The organism is bacterium, assembly GCA_026129405.1.
GTDB lineage: Bacteria > Desulfobacterota > Binatia > DP-6 > DP-6 > JAHCID01.
Window position 1 is genome coordinate 87677 of sequence record JAHCID010000011.1, and the last position, 19546, is coordinate 107222.

Sequence of the window (19546 nt, forward strand, 5' to 3'; positions counted from 1 at the left end):
TCAGGATGCCTCCGCTCCGGCCGCCTCGGGCCCGAGCTCGCCGTGCCGGCGGTACTCCGCCAGCTTGTTGCGCAGCGTGCGGATGCTGATGCCGAGCAGCCGTGCCGCGTGCGTGCGGTTCTGGTTGGTGCGCTGGAGCGTCTCCAGGATGAGACGCCGCTCCATCTCGCGCACGGTGAGGCCGGCCAGCATGCCGGCGCCCATGCGCTGCGGCGCGGGCTCGCGGTCGAGCAGCTCCTCCGCCGTCACCTCGGTGCCCGCGCAGAGCAGGACGGCACGCTCGATAGCGTGCTCCAGCTCGCGGACGTTGCCCGGCCAGGCGCGCTCGCGCAGGACGGCGCGGGCGGCGTCCGAGAGCGTCCTCGGACGGCCCGACGCGAAGCGCTTCACGAAGTGCTCCGCGAGGAGGTCGATGTCGCCCTTGCGATCGCGCAGCGACGGCATGGTGAGCGGGATCACCGCCAGGCGGTAGAAGAGATCCTCGCGGAACGTGCCGCGGTCGACCATGTCGCGCAGGCGGCGGTTCGTGGTCGCGACGACGCGCACGTCGATCGGCACCGGGGCCGTGCCGCCGACGCGGTCGACCTCGTACTCCTGCAGGACGCGCAGCAGCTTCGCCTGCAGCGCCGGCTCCATCTCGCCGATCTCGTCGAGCAGGATCGTGCCGCCGTTGGCCAGCTCGAACTTGCCGGTCTTGCGGGTGAGCGCGCCGGTGAAGGCGCCGCGCTCGTGGCCGAACAGCTCGCTCTCGAGGAGATCGCGCGGCAGCGCGGCGCAGTTGACCGCGACGAACGGGCGGCCGCGGCGGCTGCCGGCGTCGTGGATGTAGCGCGCGAGCAGCTCCTTGCCGGTGCCGCTCTCGCCCTGGATCAGGACGGGCGCGCGGCTCGACGCCACGTTCTCCGCGACCTCCAGGAGCTTCATGACCGCCGGGTCGTGGCTCACGATCGGCCGGCGCACCCCTTCGCCGCGCCCGCGCCGCGGCGCCGGCGCAGGTCCGCTGCGCTCCGCGAGCGCGCGCGTCGCCAGGTGCAGGAGGTCGCCCGGTGAGAACGGCTTCTGCAGGAAGTCGATGGCGCCGAGCTTCATCGCCGCCACCGCGTCCTCGATCGTGCCGTGCGCCGTGATGACGATCGCCGGCACCTCGAGCTCGGCCCGCCGCGTCTCGCGCAGCAGCTCCAGGCCCGAGCGACCGGGCAGGCGCAGGTCGGTCACGAGCAGCTCGATGCCGCCGCGCTCGAGGCGCTCCAGCGCCTCCTCCGCGCTCGCCGCCGCCTCCACCAGCCCGCCGCCGCGGGTCAGCACCTCGACGAGGCCGGCACGCATGCCGCTCTCGTCGTCCACCACCAGGATCCGCCGTCCGTCCATCATGCCTCCGCCGCGCGCAGCCGTGGCGCGTCGGCCTCTTCGCTCCGGCGCGCCGCGGCGCGCGGAATGCTCACCGTGAACTCGGCGCCGCGCCCGGGCTCGCTGCGCAGCGCGAGCGTGCCGTCCATGGCGAGCACCAGCTCGCGCGCGACGGCCAGCCCGAGCCCCGTGCCCTTCGCCCGCGTGGTGTAGAACGGGCGGAACACCAGCTCCTGCTCCGCCGCACCGATGCCGGGACCGGTGTCGGCGACGACGACGCGCACGCGGTCCGCGTCGAGACCGACGGCGACGCGCAGCGTGCCGCCGTCGCCCATCGCCTGCACGGCGTTGCGCACCAGGTTCAGCAGCACCGGGCGCAGGAGATGCGGGTCCGCCTCCGCCGTCACCACCGGCGCCGCATAGGCACGCTCGACGACGATCGCGTTCGCGGCCCGCAGCTCGCCGGTGTAGCGCAGCGCGTCCTCGACCAGCGCGCAGCAGTCGACCGCCGCCCGGGCGGCCACGCGCGTGCGCGTGAACTCGAGCAGGTTGGTGACGAGATGGTTCAGATCGGCGATGCCCGACGCCACCTGCCGCGCGAGCCGCACCGTGTCCGGCTGATCGGCGAGGTCCTGGAGGAGGAGGCCGGTGAACAGCTCCATCGCCCCGAGCGGGTTGCGCACCTCGTGGGCGAGCATCGCCGCCATCTCGCCCATGGCGGCGAGGCGGCTCTGGCGCAGCGCCTCGGCCTCGAGGCGGCGCTCGCGCTCGAGGCTCTCGGCGAGCAGCCGGTTCTTCTCCTCGAGCTCGGTGGTGAGGTCCTGCACGCGGATGCGGAGCGCGCCGTACTCGTGCTCGAGCCGCGCGGTCGCGTCGCTGAAGTGCGCGAACGCGCGCGCCAGGCCGTGCAGCTCCGGCGGCGCCGCGGCGGCGCCGTCCAGCGCCAGCATCTCAATGGGCATGGCGTTCCTCCAGCGAGGCGGGCTCGACCGGCGTCAGCGGGACGCCGTCGGCCGCAGGCCCGGCGGGCAGCTCCACGCGCCCCAGCGCGACCGCGGCGCGACGCACGAGCGGATCGCCGCTCTCGGTCGCGGCGGCGAGCGCGAGCCGCGCCTTCGCCCCCGTCGCGGCGCGTGAAGGCGATGCGCACGAGACCGGCGGCGGCGCCCGCCCGGGCCCGCACGCCGGGCCGAAGGCGGCTGCGCCTCGTAACGCGCCGTCGCGGCGTTCACCCAGTCGCCCACCGGCGAGCGCGGCGTCGCCCGCCGACGACGAAGGCGGCGGCGATCTCGCCGTCGAGGGCGTCGTCCAGGAGCGCTCCGCCGCGAGGCCCGCGGCGGTTCGGGTCGCCGTCGGCGAGCGCGATCCGGGTCCGCACGCGGGCGAGCCGCGGGACGAGCGCGGATTCCATGGTGCGCGGCTCGATCCGCGCCACCGCGCCGCGCGCCCGGCGACGGCGCCGGCCACGAGCGCCGCCTCGGCGTAGGCGATGCGGCCCCCCGGGTCGCGGCCGGTGGCGTCGAACGCGAGCAGGCGTGCGGCCTCGCCCGGCAGACCGAGGCGGGCGAGCGCGTCGGCGATCACCGCGCGGTCGCGCGGGTCGAGCACCTGGCGCACCGTGGTCGTGTGCGCGGCGTAGAGCGTCGCCAGCCCCGGCCAGTCCTCGGCGGCGCGCAGCGAGCGGACCAGATCGCCGAGAAGCCCGGCGCGGCGAGCGTCGGCCTCGCGCTGCCCCTGCGGGCCGAGCTGCGCGGCGCGATCGAGGATGTCGAGCGCGTCGCCGAAGCGACCGCTGCGCGCGGTGGCGTCGGCGGCCTCGCCGAGCAGCTCGGCGCGCGGCGCGGCCGGGCCGTCGCCGGCGGCGAGCTCGGTGAGGCGCGCGGCGGCACGGCCGGCGTCGCCGCGGACGTCGAGCCGGGCGAGGCCGATCTCGGCCTCGAGCACGGTCGCGCGCGCGACGCGCCGTCCGAGCACGCGCTCGAAGGCGACCCGCGCGGTGTTCAGATCCTCGTCCTCGAGCGCGAGCCGTCCCTGGAGCAGGTCCAGCTTGGCGTCCTCCTCCGGCGTGGTGCGCTCGCGCGGCGCATCGAGCAGCGCCCGGGCCTCGGCCCGACCGCCGGCGGCGGCGATCGCCTCGGCGCGATCGTGCAGCGCGCTCGGCGTCGTCGCCACCGTCTCCGGGCACTCGGCGGCGACGCGGCGGAAGAGCGTCGCCGCGGCGTCGGCGCGGCCGACGGCGCGCTCCTGCCGCGCCTCTTCGACGCGACACTCGCAGGCGAGCTCCGCTCCGCCCGAGACGCGCGCCTCGCGCAGGCGCTTGCGCGCGTCGTCGAGCCGACCCCGCGCGCGCAGCGCGGCGGCGAGCCCGAGGCGCGCGTACGGTGCGAGCGCATCCGACGGGAAGCGGTCGAGGAAGATCGCATAGGCGGAGCTGGCCTCCGGCTGGAAGCCGAGCCATGCCGCCGCGAGTCCCACCATCAGCTGCGCGCGCGGCGCCTCCGCGAAGTCGGGGGCGTTGCGCACGGCGCGCTCGTAGGCCGCGATCGCCTCCAGCGTGTCGTCCTGGCCGACCAGCGCGCGCGCCAGGAGCACGTCGCCGGCGAGGAACAGCGCGGCCGTCGACGCGGGCTGCGCCGGCGGCGGCGGCGGCACGGTGCCGTCGCTGCGCCACCGGCGGAGCGTCGCGCAGCGGCACGCCGCCGGTCGCCGTACTCGGCGCGCTCGAGGGCCGGCAGCACGAGGCGCATGCCCTGCACCAGCGTGTACGGCGTGCCGGCGATCAGCGCCGGACGGCGGCGTCGGCACCGGCGCCGCGGCCTCGAGCGGCAGGGACGGCAGGTACGGGCACCGGCGCCGACGGGCCCGGGCTGCGTCGTCCGACGGCCGGCTCGCCCGGCGGCAGCCGCCGGCCTGCCGGGCGCCGCGGCGGCGGGCGGGGCGGCCGGCCGGCGGCGGCGCAGCCAGGCGGCGCGCGGCGACCGTCGCCACCGCGAGGCGCCCGGCGGGACGCGCGGGCGCGGCCGCGTCGCGCACCGGCACGCGCGGCGCCGGCGTGGCGAGCGGGCGCGGCGCCGGCGCCGCGGCGACCGGCTCCGGCGCGAGCCGCAGGCGCAGCTCACGCCCGCGCGCGCCGAGCGTGAAGCCCGTCGGCCGCTCGAGCTCGATCACCACGCGCGCGGTCGACGGATCGTGCTGTCCCGTGCGCACCGCCCGCACCTGCCCGCGGCCGGCAAAGGCGCGCGCCAGGCGCGGATCGAGCTGCGTCCCGGCCACGTCGACGTAGACGCGCTCCGGCGCGCCGTCGCTCGCGGGCAGACGCCGGGCCAGCCCCTCCGCCCGAGCGCTCAGGAGGATGCGGACCTCGCGCTCGCCGACCTCGATGCGTTCGATGCGGGGGGACGGGGCCACCAGGCTCCGTCCCCCCTGTGCACCGTGTGGGGGCAGATCCACACCACGGGCGCCGGCCGTTCCACCGATCACCACCGCACCCACCATCAGCCGGCCGCACCACCTCAGCAGCCCCCGCGCCTGCCCCACGGAGCGGCGGAGGGAGCAAGCCCGGTGCCACCGGGCAAACCCTTCCGCTTCCGGTGCTTCCTGCCTGCCGCCGGCCCGCCCGCGCGGCGGGGGCTGACACTCCGGCCAGAGCCTTGACGGTCCGCGGCCGGCAGGAGCTGCCGCCCCGGTCAGTCGCTGCCGGGAGCGACGGGCGGCGCCAGCGCGGCGACGACGCGGCCGAGCTCGGTCTCGAGCGCGCCGACGTCGGGACCGAGCTCGGCGAGCCGGCCCGCGACCGCGAGGTCCTCGAGGCGCCGGGCGAGCGCGGCCATCGGGCTGGCGCCCATGCTCGCCGCCCCGCCCCGCAGGCGGTGGGCCGTGCGCGCGATCGCCGTGGCGTCGCCGGCGGCGAACGCCTCCTGGAGCGCCGCACAGCTCTCGCGCGCGCCGGCGAGGAAGGTCCCGACGAGCACGTCGTAGGCAGCGGGGTCCCCGGCCTCCTCCCCCAGCTCGCGCAGCGAGGCCAGCACCTCCGGGTCCACCGCCGGGCTCGCGTCCCGCGTCCCGCCCTGGTCGCACGTCGTCGCGTCCTCGCACCGTCCCTGCCCCGCGATCCGCGCCAGCGCGTCGCGCAGCAGCTCCGGGCGCACCGGCTTCGCCACGTAGTCGTCCATGCCCGCCGCCAGGCAGCGCTCGCGGTCGCCGGGCATCGCGTTGGCCGTCATCGCCACGATCGGGATGCGCCGGCCGTTCGGCTCGCGCGCGCGGATCGCCGCCGTCGCCTCGAAGCCGTCGACCTCGGGCATCTGGCAGTCCATCAGCACGACGTCGTACGGCCGCGCCGCCCATGCGGCCACGGCCTCGCGCCCGTTGCCGACCGCGTCCGCGGTGCAGCCGAGCTTCGCGAGCAGCGCCAGCGCCAGGCGCTGGTTCACCGGATTGTCCTCCGCCACCAGCACGCGCAGGCCGAGGGCCGCACGCAGCGTCCCGTGGCGCACGCTCGGCGCGGGCGCGGGTGCGGGAGCGGCGCCGAGCGCGGCGACGAGCGCACCCTGCAGCGGCGGCCAGCCGGACGGGCGCGTCACGACGCCGGCGACGCCGGCGACCGCGGTCGCCGCGGGCTCGGGCGCGAGCCCGCGGCCCCACGAGCAGGACGACGGGCACCGGCGCCGCCGCGCGCAGCGTGCGCACCGCGGCCAGCGGGTCGGCCGGCGTCAGGCCGGCGTCGACCACGAGCGCCGCCCAGCGTCCGTTTCCGGCAAGACGCGTCTCTGCGGCGGCCACGCCCCCGGCCGTGTGCACGTCGGCGCCCATCGCGTCGAGCTGCTCGGCCAGGTGCATGCGCGCCGGCGGATCGTCGTCGACGATGAGGACGCGCGCGCCCCGCAGCGGCGCCAGCACCGCGCTCGCCGGCGCCGCCCGGCGCACGACGCGCACCGTGCACCAGAAGGTGCTGCCCTCGCCCGGCATGCTGTCGACGCCGATGCGACCGCCCATCAGCTCGGCCAGCCGCCGGCAGATCGCCAGCCCGAGTCCCGTGCCGCCGTAGCGCCGCGTCGTCGAGCCGTCCGCCTGCACGAACGGTGCGAAGAGGCGCGCCTGCATGGCCGGAGCGATCCCGATGCCGGTATCGGTCACCGCCGTGCGGAGCACGACGGCGGCGTCCGTCGCCTCGGCCACGGTGACGCCCACGACGATGCGCCCGCGCTCCGTGAACTTCATCGCGTTGCCGACCAGGTTCACGAGGATCTGGCGCAGCCGCCCGACGTCGCCGCCGACCAGCGCGGGGACGTCCGCGTCGATCGCCGCGAGCAGCTCGAGCCCGCGTGCCTGCGCGGCGTCGGCGAACAGCTCGAGCACCTCCTCGACCGCGAGACGCGGCTCGAAGTCGACCTCCTCGAGCCTCAGGCGGCCCGCCTCGATCTTCGAGAAGTCGAGGATGTCGTTGATGATCGCGAGCAGGGCCTCGGCCGAGTGGCGGATCGTCTCGGTGTGGTCGCGCTGCTCGGGGGTGAGCGGCGTGTCGAGGAGGAGCCCGGTCATGCCGATCACGCCGTTCATGGGCGTGCGGATCTCGTGGCTCATCATGGCCAGGAACTCCGCCTTGGCCTGCGCCGCCGACTCCGCCCGCGCCCGCGCCGCCTCCAGCTCCGCGGCCGCCTCGTGGCGTGCGGTGACGTCGCTCTCGACGCCGACGACGCGCAGGAGCCGGCCCGCGTCGTCGCGGATCGGGAACGCACGCGTCCGCACCCAGCGCACGGCGCCGTCGCCGCGCACGATGCGGTGCTCGTCCTCGTAGGCGGTGCCCATCTCCGCCTGCCAGCGCGCGACGGTCCGCGCGCGATCGTCCGGATGGACGGCGGCGACCGCCCGCCGCCCGTCCGCCAGCACGGCCTCGCGCGGAAAGCCGTAGATGCGCGTGAACCCCGGGCTGACGTAGACTGGCCGCATCGGCTGGGCCGGGTCCCAGATCCAGAAGGCGTCCTCGATGGTCTCGGCCAGCTCGCGCAGCCGCGCCTCGCCGGCGGCGATGGCGTCGACGAGGCCGTTCAGCGTCGTCGCCAGCGTACCGATCTCGTCCGCGGCGCAGACGGGGACGTGCGCCGCGAGGTCGCCGGCGGCGCGCCGGTCCATCGCCGCCACCATCTGCTCGAGCGGCCGCGACACGTGACGGCGCACCAGCACCCAGGCGAGCGCCACGACGGCCAGCACCGTGAGCCCGAGGCCGAGCGCCACCCAGCGGGCGACCGTCACCAGCTCGCGCCGGACGTCGCGCGTCGAGAGGCGCACGAGCACCGCGCCGTGCGACAGCACGGGCGCGCCGAGGCGGTCGTTGCCGAACACGAGCCCGCCCACCACGTCGGCCGCGTCGGCACCGCCGATCCACGCCCGCGGCACCCGGCCGTCGAGCGCTGCGGTGAGCGAGCGCGCCGGGCCGGCCGGCAGGCGCTCGAGCGGCACCCCCACCCACGCGCCGCGCGTGGCGGCCATGACCCGCGCCGGCCGCCCGCCGGCGACCACCACGAGATCCACGTCGCGCTCGGCGCCGAGCGCGGCGACGACGCGCTGGAGGACCGTGCGCTCGTCGACCACCTCCACCGCCGACACCACCGCGTCCACGATGGTGCTGCCGCGCCGCACGACCTGCGCCTCGAGCCGCGCGGCGACGGCGCAGTAGGTAGCATAGCCGATGACGAGCGCCGCCAGCAGGGCCACCGCCAGCACCGGGGCGAGCAACGTGCGCTGGAGGGGACGGAACGTCCCGCGCGGCGGCGTCACGGCGGCCCGCTCCCCGGGTCGAGCCGCGCGACCGCGCCCGGCACCCGCGACGGACCGCCCAGATGGCCGATGCGCCGCATGACTGCGTCGACCCGCGGCAGCGTCAGCTCGAGGAGCCCGCCCGGCGCGAGGTAGCGGGCCTGCTCGTGCGCCGGCACGAGGCGGATGCCGCGCCCCAGCACGGCGCGGAACTCGCGCGGCTCGATGCCCTCGCGCGCCGCCATCGTCGCGTGCGCCTCGTCGGGGTGCGCCTCGGCGAAGCGCCGCGCGGCCTCGAAGGCGCGCGCGATGGCCCGGGCGTGGTGCGGGCGCTCGGCGACGAGCGCGGCGTCGAGCGCGACCACGTCGACGATCTCGCCCGGCAGCGCGCGGCTGCTGAACACGGGCACCGCCCCCAACCGCTCCAGCCCCGCCGCGAACGGCGGATACGTCACCGCCGCGTCGACCTCGCCGGCGGCGAACGCCTCGGCGATGTGCGTCTGGTCGATGAACACCGGCGCGACGTCCGCGAGCGTCAGACCGTGCGCCACGAGCGCGCGCGCGAGCAGGTAGACGCCGCTCGACGCCGGCTCGGCCGCGACGCGCCGGCCGCGGAGCGCCGCCACGTCGCCCAGGCCCGGCCGCGCGAGCACCACGTCGGCCCCGTCGGAGGTGTCGACCACGAGGATCGCCTGGGGATCGCGGCCGGCTACGCTGCGTGCGCCGAGCAGCTCGACGACGGTGCAGGCGAGCCCGTCGGTCTGGCCGCGCTCGTAGGCGCGGCGCGCGTCCGCGAGCGAGCTCAGCTCGACGAGGTGCACCGGCACGCCGGCCTCGGCGAAGAGCCCCTGCTCCTGCGCCAGGTAGAGGAGGTCGAACGGCGGCCAGGGGTGCACCGCGATGCGGATGGGCGCCGGCGACTCGGCGCGGCAGCCCGCGAGGACGAGCGCCAGCACGCCGGCGCACAGCCAGCGGTTGCCGCGTCGCCGCCCGCCCGGCCCGCGCACGCCGGCCCGCCGCCCGCCCGACGGCGTCACGCCGTGCCGAGCAGCGCGGGCACGAGCTCGACGATCAGGATCTGCGCCACCTCGTCCCAGCGCCCGGCGCGCTCGGCGTCGGTGAGCCGGCCGCCCACGCGCTCCAGCACCGCGACGATGCCCGCACAGCGCGGCGCCCCGCCCTCGATGACGGCGAGGTGCTGGTCGAGCTCGAGGACGAGCCCCAGATCGCGCGACGCCGTGGCGAGGAGAGCGTTCGCCGCCTGGACCTCGCCGTGCGCGAAGCCGTCCGCCGCCCGCGCCAGGCGATCGGCGATGTGGCGCAGGTGGTCGCCGATCTGCCCGCGGCGCTCGGCCGCGAACTCCACCGGCGTCAGCGTCGTCACGGCGACGGTCTCCGAGCCGGCGAGGCGCCACGCCGCCAGAGCGACGCTGTCGGTGAAGTCGGCGGCGCGGCCGTCGACCTCGACGTCGGTGATGGTGCGATCGGGGTCCACGTGCGGCACGAGGGCCTCGAGCAGCTCGCCCAGGCTCCCCGGCCGCGGCAGCGCGACGGCCGCGCCGTCAAGCGTGATGTGCATCGGTTCGTCCTCCCTGGAGCAACGTCGCGAGACGCTCGGCGCGCTCGGCGAGCCGGTCGTGCAGGCCACGGGTGGCGGCGGCGAGAGCCGGCACGTCGTCGCCGTCGAGGTTCTCCTTGTCGAAGCGCAGCACCTGGCAGAGCAGGCTCGCGGGCTCGTGCATGGCGCCGAAGCGCAGCAGCGCGGCGTCGAGCTCCTCGAGCCGGCGGGCCGCGGTCTCCAGACCCGCGAGGTCGGCCGCGTCGCGGGCCAGGGCCTCGACGCGCGCCGCCTGCGCCCGCCCTTCGCTCGCCAGCTCGGCGAGCCGCGCGAGCGTGCGCGCCTCGGCCGGCAGCGCGGCGCCGAGCGGCGCCGGCGGCGTGCCGTCGAGCTCGGCCTTCCAGAACAGCCGATAGGCGCGGCGCAGCGTCTCGGCGCGGCTCGCCGCCGCCGGCCCGAGGCGCACGGCCTCGAAGAGGCCCTCGGCGTCGAAGCCGGTGCGATACCAGGCCACGTCCGGCCAGCGCACCGAGGCCGCCGCGAGCGCCGTCCAGTCGCCAGCGCGCCGCGCCACCACCGCCTCGGCGACCGCCTCGGGCGCGAACGTGTCGCGGCAGAACGGCTCGAGGCAGGTGACGTTGTGGTCGCACGGCGCGCACGCGACCTCGGCGTGCAGGCAGACGTGATCCGGCGCGTACGGCCCGGTGTCGAACGGCAGCGCCGGGCCGAAGAACAGCGCCACCACCGGCGTGCCGACCGCGACCGCCATGTGCATCGGCCCGGTGTCGCCCGTCACCAGCACGTCGCAGCGTGCGAGCAGCGCCCCCAGCTCGTCCACCGACGTCCGCCCGCAGCAGTCGATCGCCAGCGGCCCGAGCGCCGCCGCGATCTCCTCGGCGACCGGCCGGTCGCCGCCGCCGCCGCAGAGGACGACGCGCGCGCCGATGCGCTCCGCGAGCAGCCGCGCCACGGCGACGAAGCGCGCCGCGGGCCAGCGGCGCACGGCGCGGCTGGCGCCGAGCTGGAAGCCGACCAGCGGCACGCCGGGCGCCGCGCCCGCGGCGGCGAGCCGCTCCGCGACGGCGGCGTGCGCGGCGGCGGGCACCCGATAGGCCAGCGCCTGCGGCCCGCGGCGCACGCCGGCGACGCGCTTGTAGTAGTCGACGAGGTTGAACGGCGCCTGCCGGCGCTGCAGGCAGCTCGCCGAGAAGAGCCGCGACCACGGATGCGAGATCAGGCGGTGGCCGTCGCTGGTCATCGTCCAGCCGCGCGTATCGGCGACGCCGATCAGGCGCAGCAGCACGGCGCTCATCTTGGAGCTCGAGTAGTTGAGCGCGAGATCGAAGCGCTCGGCGCGCAGCGCCGTCACCAGCGCCTCGACCGTGCGGTAGGCGCCGAGGAGGTCGTCCCGCAGCATGGTGCGGCCGAGCGCGTCGAGGTCGATCGGCCAGACGCGGTCGATGCCGGGCAGGCCGTCGCAGACGGCGGCGAAGTTGCGCTCGACCACCACCGTCACGTGCGCGTCCGGGTGCTCCTCGCGCAGCCCGGCGATCGTCGGCCCGGTCTGGAGGAGATCCCCGAAGCGGGTGAGGTTCACGACCAGGACGCGCCTCATGCCCGCGCCTCGCGCACGTAGAGCTCGTCGAACTGGTGGAGGAAGAGGAGGATCTGCTCGGGCTCCGAGAGGCCGCCCTCGCGGCGCAGGAGGCGCTGCACCAGGCCATCGAGCGTGAACGGCGTCGCGGCGGGCACGGTGCCGAGGAAGGCGCCCAGGGGCGAGCCGGCCTCGGCGCGCGCCACGTCGCCGGCGGTCGCGCGGCGCGGCCGCGCGCGCAGGCGCTCGGCGTCGAGCCCGCAGACGGTCTCCAGCAGGCTCGCCATGCGGTGGCGGTAGGTGTGCTCGGCGAGCACGCGGCGGCGTGCCGCCGCCGCCGTCGTCATGCGGGCGGCGGGCCGCGCGAGCCAGTCGCGCACCAGCTCCGGCAGCGCGCCGGCGTCGGCGAAGGTGACGATCTCGCGCTCGGCCGCGAACAGCGGCGGCAGCAGCGCGCGCGCGTCCGTCAGCTGGAAGGCGCCGCAGGCGGCGAGCTCGAAGGTGCGCGGGTTCACGAAGTCGCCGCGTGGATCGACGCCGTCGACCCAGGTCGACGAGTGCAGATTCAGGTTGACGGTGGTGGCGTTGAAGATGCGCACCGAATCGTCGGTGCCGATGCGCGCCCCGTCCCGCTGCACGGCCGCCTCGACGATCCCCGCCCCGCCCCACTCCGTGCCCCAGATGCGCAGCCCCTGCTCGAGCAGCGGCCGGAACGCCAGCCGGCGGTTGCGGTAGCCGGCGCCGACGAAGCCGACCGGCGCACCCAGCGCGGCGCGCTCGTCGGCCGACAGCGCCAGCGGCCGGTGCACGGACGGATCCGCCGCCAGGGGCAGGTAGTGCGCGCGCCCGCCGGTGGCGGCGCGCAGGTCGTCCAGAAACGTCCCCTGCTGGATGACGAAGAAGTGGTCGCAGGCCGGCGCCAGATCGCGCCAGTACGGGAACAGCCGGTGGTCCTCGACGAACCAGAACGCGCGCAGCGCGCCGCGCTGGCCGATCTCGTGCAGCACGGCGGCGTCGACCGGCGCCTGCGCCATGCACAGCACGAGGTCCGGCTGCGCCGCCTCGACGGCGGCGAGGATGCCGGTCGCGAGGAAGCGCCCGAAGGCGCTCCGCACCACCCGGCGCGCGCCGGCGCTGGCCGTGAAGCGCGGGATGGCGTCCATCCCTGCCGCGTACGGCGCGAGGTCGAGCACGACGACGTCGTGGCCGAGCTCGCCGAGCGCGCGCGCACAGTAGAACGTGATCGGGTGCGAGCCGCCGCCGACGGGCGAGACGACCAGCACCCGCAGGCGCAGCCCGGCGAGCAGCGCGCGGGCCCCGAGCCGCTCGCGCGCGCCCTGGAGCGCGGCGCCGCCGCGCAGCAGCGCCGGCGCGTACGGGCAGAGCGCGAAGGCTCCCCAGGCGTCGAGCACCTCCGCCGCCGGCGCCTCGCGCAGCAGCATCGTGCGCGCCAGCACCGCGGTGAGATCGCGCGCGGCGAGCGCCGTGCGCACGAGCCGCAGGTCGGGCTCGACGACCACCACCGGCCCGTCCCATGCCGCACCCAGCGCCTCGACGTGCCAGCCGAGCCCGAAGCCGAGCACCACGGCCGTCGCACGCGGGCCGAGCGGCTCCAGGCGCGCCCGTTGGCCCTGCGCCCAGCGCACGCCGTCGCGGCGCGGGTCGCGGGCGTTGTGGAGCAGCACGCCGCCCGCGGTGAGCGTCGCATCCCCGCTCGGGGCGAGCACCGGCGCCTCGGGCAGCGGCGCCGCGGCGCGCACCAGCTCGGCCAGCGCCGCGTCGCGCGCGAGCGCGCGCAGGTTGGCTTCGAGGAACGCGCTCACGCGCGGCCCCCGCCCGGCGCCGCGGGGGCGGTCGATCGACGGACGTCCACGCGGGCGTCAGCATGCGGCGTGCCATGTACCCGGCGCGCGGTCGGGCGCACGCGCGCCGCCGGACGGTGGTCCGGGGTCAGGACGTTGACGCTGCCGCGCCGCCGCCCTGACGGTCGTCGTCCGCCGCCGGCGGCGGCGCCGCCTGGAGCTCGCGCAAGCCGTCGCGCACGCCGCTACCCGCGGGATGCCCGGGATGCGCGGCGCACAGCGCCTCGGCCGCGTCGTAGGCGCGGGCGAGCGCCCCGCACTGCACCAGCGTGTCGATGTAGGCGAGATGGTCGGCGACGCCGCCGCCGTTGGCGACGACCCAGCCGAGCTGCGCCTCGGCGCGCGCCACCTCGCCGCGCTCGAGCGCGACCAGCCCGAGCACCGCGCTGCGGTCCGGCTCGTCCATCGGCCGGCGCAGCGCCAGCGTCTCGGCCTCGGCGAGATACGCGCCGCGGAGCGCGCGCGCGAGCGCGAGCGCCGCCGCCTGCGGCACCTTCGCCGCGTAGCGCGTGCACCAGTCGGCGAGCGCGCAGTAGGCCCGCGCCAGCCCGGCGTGGCGGATCGGCGCCGGCCGCCGCGGCGGCGCGCTCGCCGCCATCGCGAGCACCGTGGCCGCCCGGTGCGACTCGAGATGCCGCGCCCGCACCGCCTCGCAGCCGCGCGCCGCGATGCGGGCGCGCGCCGGCTCGTCGGCGAGGAAGCGCTCGGCCAGCGCGACGAGGCCGCCGACGTCGCCGCGCTCGTAGGTGACGAGGTGCTCGCCGTCGCCGAACAGCTCCGGCAGCCCGTTGCCGGTGCGCTCGGTCAAAAGGAGCGCGCCGCTCGCCATGGCCTCGAAGACGCGCGCGTTGAGATCGCCGCGCACGGTCTGGTTCAGCACGATGCGGCTGCGCGCGAAGATCTCGGCGTACGGCCCCTGGGCCACGTGCAGCGGCAGGCGGGTGCGCAGCGCGTCCAGCAGGGCCACCCGCTCGGGGTGGAAGCGCGCGTCGAGCGAGCCCACGAAGGCGATCTCGTGTGCGAGCGTGCCGCCGGCGCGCGGCAGGTCGTCGGGCGCCCACAGCGGCAGCCACGCGGTGCCGCTCGCGCCCGCCTCGGCGAACATCGGCAGCCAGTCGCGCTGCGCGACCAGCGCGACGTCGGCGGCGCACGCGAGCGGCGCCTGCCAGAGGCCGTGGTGGTGCGCATCGACGGAGAGGAAGACGAGCGGGCACGGTGCGTCCTCGAGCCCGAGCACGGCGAGCGGCCGGCTGTCGTCGCCGAGCACGATGAGGTCCGGGGTCCATCCCGCCGGCAGCGCCGCGAGGACGTCGCGCAGCGGCGCCGCCGCCTGCGCCTGGCGGAGATCGTGGTGGGCGTGCGGTCCCCACGCCAGCACCTCGTGCTCGCGACGCCAGCGTTCCCGGAAGTAGGGCGCGTGCAGCTCGAGGATTCGCATGTGACCTCCACCGGCGAATGCAGCGGCCATGCCACGACGCGACGCCAGGCGCCGCGGGCACCCGGCAAGCGCTGCCCACGCGCAACGCTCAGGGACCCGTCACGCGCCGTCAGCGCGTTGACCCCGCCTCGCGCGCCTGCGGCGCCGCGCCGCCGTTTCGCACCGTGCGCAGGCACGGCGCGACGCGCGCCGCACCACGCCGGGCGGCATGTCGCTTGCTCGCACAGGCCCGCATGACCGCCGGAGGGCCGCGATGAAGATCCTGCTGATGGACCCGCCCTGGTATCGCTTCCAGCAGAACGCGAACCAGCCGTATGCGAGCCTCGGGCTCACCTACTGCGCGGCGATGGTGCGCGAGCAGCACGACGTCGTGGTCTACAACCCCGACCTCACGCCCGCCGGCGAGCTGAACCAGTACGACGTCGAGATGGACGGCTACCAGGACTACCTGGCGGCCTCGAAGGACCCGGGCCACGAGGTGTGGGAGGAGGTCCGCGACGTCATCGCCGACTTCGCGCCCGACGTCGTCGGCATCCAGGCCCGCACGGCGTCGTTCCCCGCCGCGGTGCAGGCGGCGAGCGTCGCCAAGGCGATCCGGCCCGACGTCCTCACGGTCGTCGGCGGCCCGCACCCGACGCTGGTCCCGAGCGATCTCGGGCACCCCGGCATCGACGTCTTCGTGCACGGCGAGGGCGAGATCACCTTCCAGGAGCTGGTCGCCGCGCACGCCGCCGGCGCACCGCTGCGCGACGTCCCCGGTCTCGCCTGGAAGGCGCCCGACGGCTCGATCCACACCGGTCCGCCGCGCGCCAACTACCCGACGCTCGACGCCCTGCCCTTCCCCGCCAAGGACCGGATCCTGTTCGACGAGCTGATGGAGTCGGACGGCTACTGCACGCTGATGTTCTCGCGCGGCTGCCCGTACCGCTGCACCTTCTGCTCGTCGCCGCAGGTGTGGTCGCGCAAGGTGCGCTGGCGCTCGCCGGAGAACATGGTCGCCGAGATGGTCCACACGCAGCGGACGTGGGGCACCGAGTTCTTCAGCTTCCAGGACGACACCTTCACGACCAACCGCAAGCTCGTCCACGCCCTCTGCGACCAGATCATGGCGCGGAGCTGGGACGGCGCCTTCCGCTGGGTCTGCAACACCCGTCCCGAGCTGCTCGACGACGAGCTGGTCGGCCACATGAAGGCCGCCGGCTGCCGCGCCATCGCCATCGGCGTCGAGAGCGGCAACGACGAGGTGCTGAAGCAGATGAAGAAGGGCTTCACCGCCGACGACGTCCGCCGCGCCGCCGACATCCTGCGCCGCCACGACGTCGTGCTGTCGTCGCAGTTCATGATCGGGCTCCCCTACGAGTCGCCCGAGCAGATGTGGGACACGGTGAAGCTGATGGAGGAGATCTCGCCCGTCAGCGTCATGCTGTCGGTGGCGACGCCCCTCCCCGGCACCGAGCTGCACGCGCAGGCGAAGGCGCTCGGCTACATCGGCGACGATCCCGACTGGACCACCGTCACCACCAAGAACGACGGCATGCTCTTCCGGCGCGACATCCCGCCGGACGAGGTGACGCGCACCATCCAGGAGATCCGTGCCCGCTTCGACGCCCAGCAGCGCGCCAAGGCGGAGGAGAAGTACCGCTACAGGAAGCTGAAGCCCGGCTACGGCTTCGGCAACGACCGCCCGCCGGCGGAGGAGCAGTAGGCGATGCGCGTCCTCCTCGTCTTCCCGCCCAGCGTGGCGACGGAGACCACCGCCGGCTTCATCAGCGTCGGCCAGCCGCTCGGCGTCTCGTACCTCGCCGCGGCCGCACGCGAGGCCGGCCACGAGGTGGCGATCCTCGACGCGCTGGAAGAAGGGTTCGTGGAGGGTGTCGAGCGCCCGACGCGCGAGCCCTATCCCGTGCAGCGCGTGTCGGCGGGCTTCGCGCAGCGCGTGCCGCTCGGGCCGCCCTACCCCGAGGGCAGCTTCACGGTCGGGCTCACCGTCGACCAGGTGATCCGCCGCGTGCAGGATTTCCGGCCCGACGTGGTCGGCGTGTCGTGCATCTTCACCAGCGTCGCGCTCATCAGCCACGAGATCTGCCGCCGCGTGAAGGCCCTCGACCCGCGCATCGTGACCGTCATGGGCGGCACGCACCCGTCGGGCCAGCAGAAGGAGACGCTCACCCGCGACGGCGGCGTCGACTACGTCTGCTGGGGCGAGGGCGAGGCGGCGTTCGTGGCGCTGCTCGCCGCGCTCGAGCGCGGCGAGCAGCGCCCGGCGATCCCGGGCATCTGCTTCCGCGACGACGCCGGCCAGCCCGTGCTGAACCCGCCGAGCTTCACCACCGAGCTCGACGCCATCCCCTTCCCCGCCTTCGACCTCCTGCCGATGGAGCGCTACTTCAACACCGCGGCCGAGGGACGCATCGTCAAGATGATCACGTCGCGGGGCTGCACCTACAACTGCAGCTTCTGCTCCGTGCCCTACATGAGCCAGCGGACGTTCCGCGTGCGCTCGCCCGAGAACGTGCTCGCCGAGATCGACCGCTGGGTGGGCAGCTACGGCATCCAGGGCATCATGTTCGAGGACGACAACCTCACGCTGAACGTGAAGCGCGCCCACGCGCTCTTCGAGGGCCTCGCCGAGCGCGACTACGGCCTCAAGCTCTACGCGCGCAACTTCCGCGCCGACCTCTTCGACCTGCACATGCTGAAGACCATGCGGCGCGCGGGCTTCGACGTCATCTGGATCACGCCGGAGAGCGGCAACCAGCAGATCCTCGACGAGGTCATCGACAAGAAGTTCGATCTGCGCGACGTCGACGACAGCGTCGTCCTCATGAAGGAGGCGGGGCTGCGCGTCGGCGCGGCGTTCGTGCTCGGGCTACCCGAGGAGTCGCGCAGCGACATCAACGACACCGTGGCCTACGCCCGCAAGCTGAAGGGGCTCGGCGTCGACCATTTCTGGTTCTCGATCGCGACCCCGATCGCGGGCACACGTCTCTACGACACGGCGATGGACCTCGGCCTGATCCAGGGCGTCGACCTCGAGCACTTCAGCTACTACGAGGGCCAGCTCTCGACCGCCGAGTGGAACGCGCAGGAGCTGGTCCGCCTGCGCAACGACCTGATGGACGAGCTGAACGGCTACCACCGGCACGTGCTCCCGGGCGCGCAGTCGGCGGGGCTCTGAGGGGGGACGGCGCCGTGCCGGATCTCGCGCAGCCCACGTCCGACGCGTCCGCGGGCGCCCTCGTCGAGGCCGGCTGCGCGCTGCTGAAGACGTATCGGCTGGACGACGCGATCGCATGCTTCGAGCGGGCGCTATCCGCGCCCGAGCAGCGCGTGCTCGCCTGCTCCGGGCTGGTCTCGGCGCTGATCGCAGCGCGCCGGCTCGAGGCCGCGACCGACGTCGTGAGCCGCCAGCTCGCCCTCCACGGGCAGTTCCAGGCTCCGTCGGTCGACGACCTGTGCAACCGGTTGCTGTGGGCGGGCCGACACGCCGAGGTGGCGCAGTTCCTCACGGACAACCCGTCGATCTTCGGCTACCTCGCTTCGCACGAACCCGACGGCTACCACGTCGACGCGCTCCTCACCTATGCGAGCGAGATCGACCCGGCGCTCGGACACGTGTTCGGCGACCTCTACGCCCAGATCGCCGGCCGTCCGTTCGCCTACCCGGAGCAGCTGCTCGCCGAGCCGGTGGACGGCCGGACCGAGCTGCTCTTCGCCGCCCATCCGTACGCGGGCGGCTCGGCGTTCGTGAATCTCCTCCTGCTGCTCGGCGTACGGGTGGACGAGTGCGGTCGCCGCCATCGCCTCCTGGGCGCCCTCGACGACGGCCACGACGTCTGGACGCTGCGCGACGCGCCCGACGTGCTCCCCGCGCGACTCCTCCAGCGCGTCACGATCTTCCGCCGGGACGTGCGCTGCTACAGCTTCTCGCATCGCCTCCCCGCTCCGAGCGCTCTGGTGGGGCGGCGTGCGGTGTTCGTGGTGCGCGACCCGCGTACGGCGCTCGCGGCCCGCGCGAAGCCGACCCGCGACCTGGTGGAGAGCGGGACCTTCGCCCGCATGGCCCAGCACCAGGCCCAGGACTGGTGCGACTTCGTCGACGGCATCGCGCACGTTCCCGGCGCGCTGGTGATCCGCTTCGAGGACTGGAAGGCCGATCCGACGGCCACGGCACGGCGCGTCCTGGCCTTTGCCGACCTGGACCTACGGCCGTCGCTCCTGGCGGAAGCGGTGCACTGGTCGGGGACCGAGGTGGCACGCCGGCTGCGCGCCGCCGTGCGCCCGGTCACGGCCGACGCGGCTCCCGTCACGACCGAGCCGCCCGCGACCGACCTCGACCGCGAGTATGCGCTGGTCGAGGCGGTGTGCGGCCCACGGCTCGGCCGCTACGGCTACGATTCGCGCCCGGCGCCCGCGCCGTAGCGCCGCGGCGCAGGCGTCATCGCGCCCCGGGCGCCGGGGGCGTGAGCCACCAGCGCCCGGGCTCGAGCGCGATCGCCGCGAACGGCTCGGCCCGCACGGCCATGCTGCCGCCGTGCACGGCGGCGGCGATCCACCGGCCCGCATCGAGCCGAAGGACCTCGAGCGTGCGGGCCAGCGGATCGATCAGCCAGAGGTGTGAGACGCCCTCGCCGGCATAGATGGGCAGCTTGCGGGTTCGGTCGATGGTGGCCGTGGCGGGAGAGAGCACCTCGCAGAGCCAGTCGGGCGGCAACGTGAACGCCGCCACGTCCGGCACCTCGGGCATGCGCTCGATGCGCCATGCGGCGAGATCCGGGACCAGCACGTCCTCTCCGAGGTGCAGCTCCGGCTCGTCGAGGAACCACCAGCCGCCGAGCGGACCGTCGAAGCGCCCGCCGAGGTCGACCCCGAGCCGGGTCGCGACCCGGGCGTGCGGGGCCGCGGGGCGCGCAGACGTGAGCAGCTCGCCGCCCAGGAGCTCGGCCACCATGTGATCCGGGACCGCGAGCAGATCCCGATACGTCGCGTGG

12 protein-coding genes are annotated in these 19546 nt (G+C 75.9%); 3 read left to right on the top strand and 9 right to left on the bottom strand.

Annotation, left to right across the window (positions count from 1 at the left end; all coding sequences use genetic code 11):
- From KIT14_24900 to KIT14_24935, 8 genes are all read right to left on the bottom strand, one after another.
- A complete protein-coding gene (locus KIT14_24900) occupies positions 1-1371 on the bottom strand; it encodes a sigma-54-dependent Fis family transcriptional regulator (GenBank protein ID MCW5893766.1) in 1371 nt (456 codons plus the stop codon).
- A complete protein-coding gene (locus KIT14_24905; protein MCW5893767.1) occupies positions 1368-2309 on the bottom strand; it encodes a hypothetical protein in 942 nt (313 codons plus the stop codon). Before KIT14_24905 ends, KIT14_24900 begins: the two co-directional genes overlap by 4 nt.
- Complete coding sequence (locus tag KIT14_24910) at positions 2299-8124, bottom strand: PAS domain-containing protein (GenBank protein MCW5893768.1); 5826 nt, start codon at positions 8122-8124, stop codon at positions 2299-2301. Before KIT14_24910 ends, KIT14_24905 begins: the two co-directional genes overlap by 11 nt.
- On the bottom strand, positions 8121-9140 hold the full coding sequence (locus KIT14_24915; protein MCW5893769.1) for an ABC transporter substrate-binding protein: 1020 nt from the start codon (positions 9138-9140) through the stop codon (positions 8121-8123). Before KIT14_24915 ends, KIT14_24910 begins: the two co-directional genes overlap by 4 nt.
- A complete protein-coding gene (locus KIT14_24920) occupies positions 9137-9682 on the bottom strand; it encodes a hypothetical protein (GenBank protein MCW5893770.1) in 546 nt (181 codons plus the stop codon). Before KIT14_24920 ends, KIT14_24915 begins: the two co-directional genes overlap by 4 nt.
- Entirely contained in the window at positions 9666-11276 is a 1611-nt protein-coding gene (locus KIT14_24925) for a glycosyltransferase family 9 protein (GenBank protein MCW5893771.1), read from the bottom strand. Before KIT14_24925 ends, KIT14_24920 begins: the two co-directional genes overlap by 17 nt.
- Positions 11273-13078 (bottom strand): glycosyltransferase, encoded by a 1806-nt coding sequence (locus tag KIT14_24930; protein ID MCW5893772.1) that lies wholly within the window; start codon positions 13076-13078, stop codon positions 11273-11275. Before KIT14_24930 ends, KIT14_24925 begins: the two co-directional genes overlap by 4 nt.
- A 127-nt stretch (positions 13079-13205) precedes the next feature.
- On the bottom strand, positions 13206-14555 hold the full coding sequence (locus tag KIT14_24935) for a glycosyltransferase family 1 protein (GenBank protein MCW5893773.1): 1350 nt from the start codon (positions 14553-14555) through the stop codon (positions 13206-13208).
- Between the two features lie 253 nt (positions 14556-14808).
- Between KIT14_24935 and KIT14_24940 the strand changes: the two genes are divergently transcribed.
- Genes KIT14_24940 through KIT14_24950 form a run of 3 tightly spaced genes read left to right on the top strand, consistent with a single transcriptional unit; the run spans position 14809 to position 18977 of the window.
- Complete coding sequence (locus tag KIT14_24940; protein MCW5893774.1) at positions 14809-16260, top strand: radical SAM protein; 1452 nt, start codon at positions 14809-14811, stop codon at positions 16258-16260.
- A gap of 3 nt (positions 16261-16263) precedes the next feature.
- Complete coding sequence (locus tag KIT14_24945) at positions 16264-17733, top strand: cobalamin-dependent protein (protein ID MCW5893775.1); 1470 nt, start codon at positions 16264-16266, stop codon at positions 17731-17733.
- A 14-nt stretch (positions 17734-17747) separates the two neighbouring features.
- Entirely contained in the window at positions 17748-18977 is a 1230-nt protein-coding gene (locus KIT14_24950; GenBank protein ID MCW5893776.1) for a hypothetical protein, read from the top strand.
- A gap of 16 nt (positions 18978-18993) precedes the next feature.
- On the opposite strand, the gene KIT14_24955 is transcribed toward KIT14_24950, so the two are convergent.
- The gene (locus KIT14_24955; protein ID MCW5893777.1) at positions 18994-19506 is read right to left on the bottom strand and encodes a Uma2 family endonuclease; all 513 of its coding nucleotides are present in this window, start codon (positions 19504-19506) and stop codon (positions 18994-18996) included.
- Positions 19507-19546: the final 40 nt, after the last annotated feature.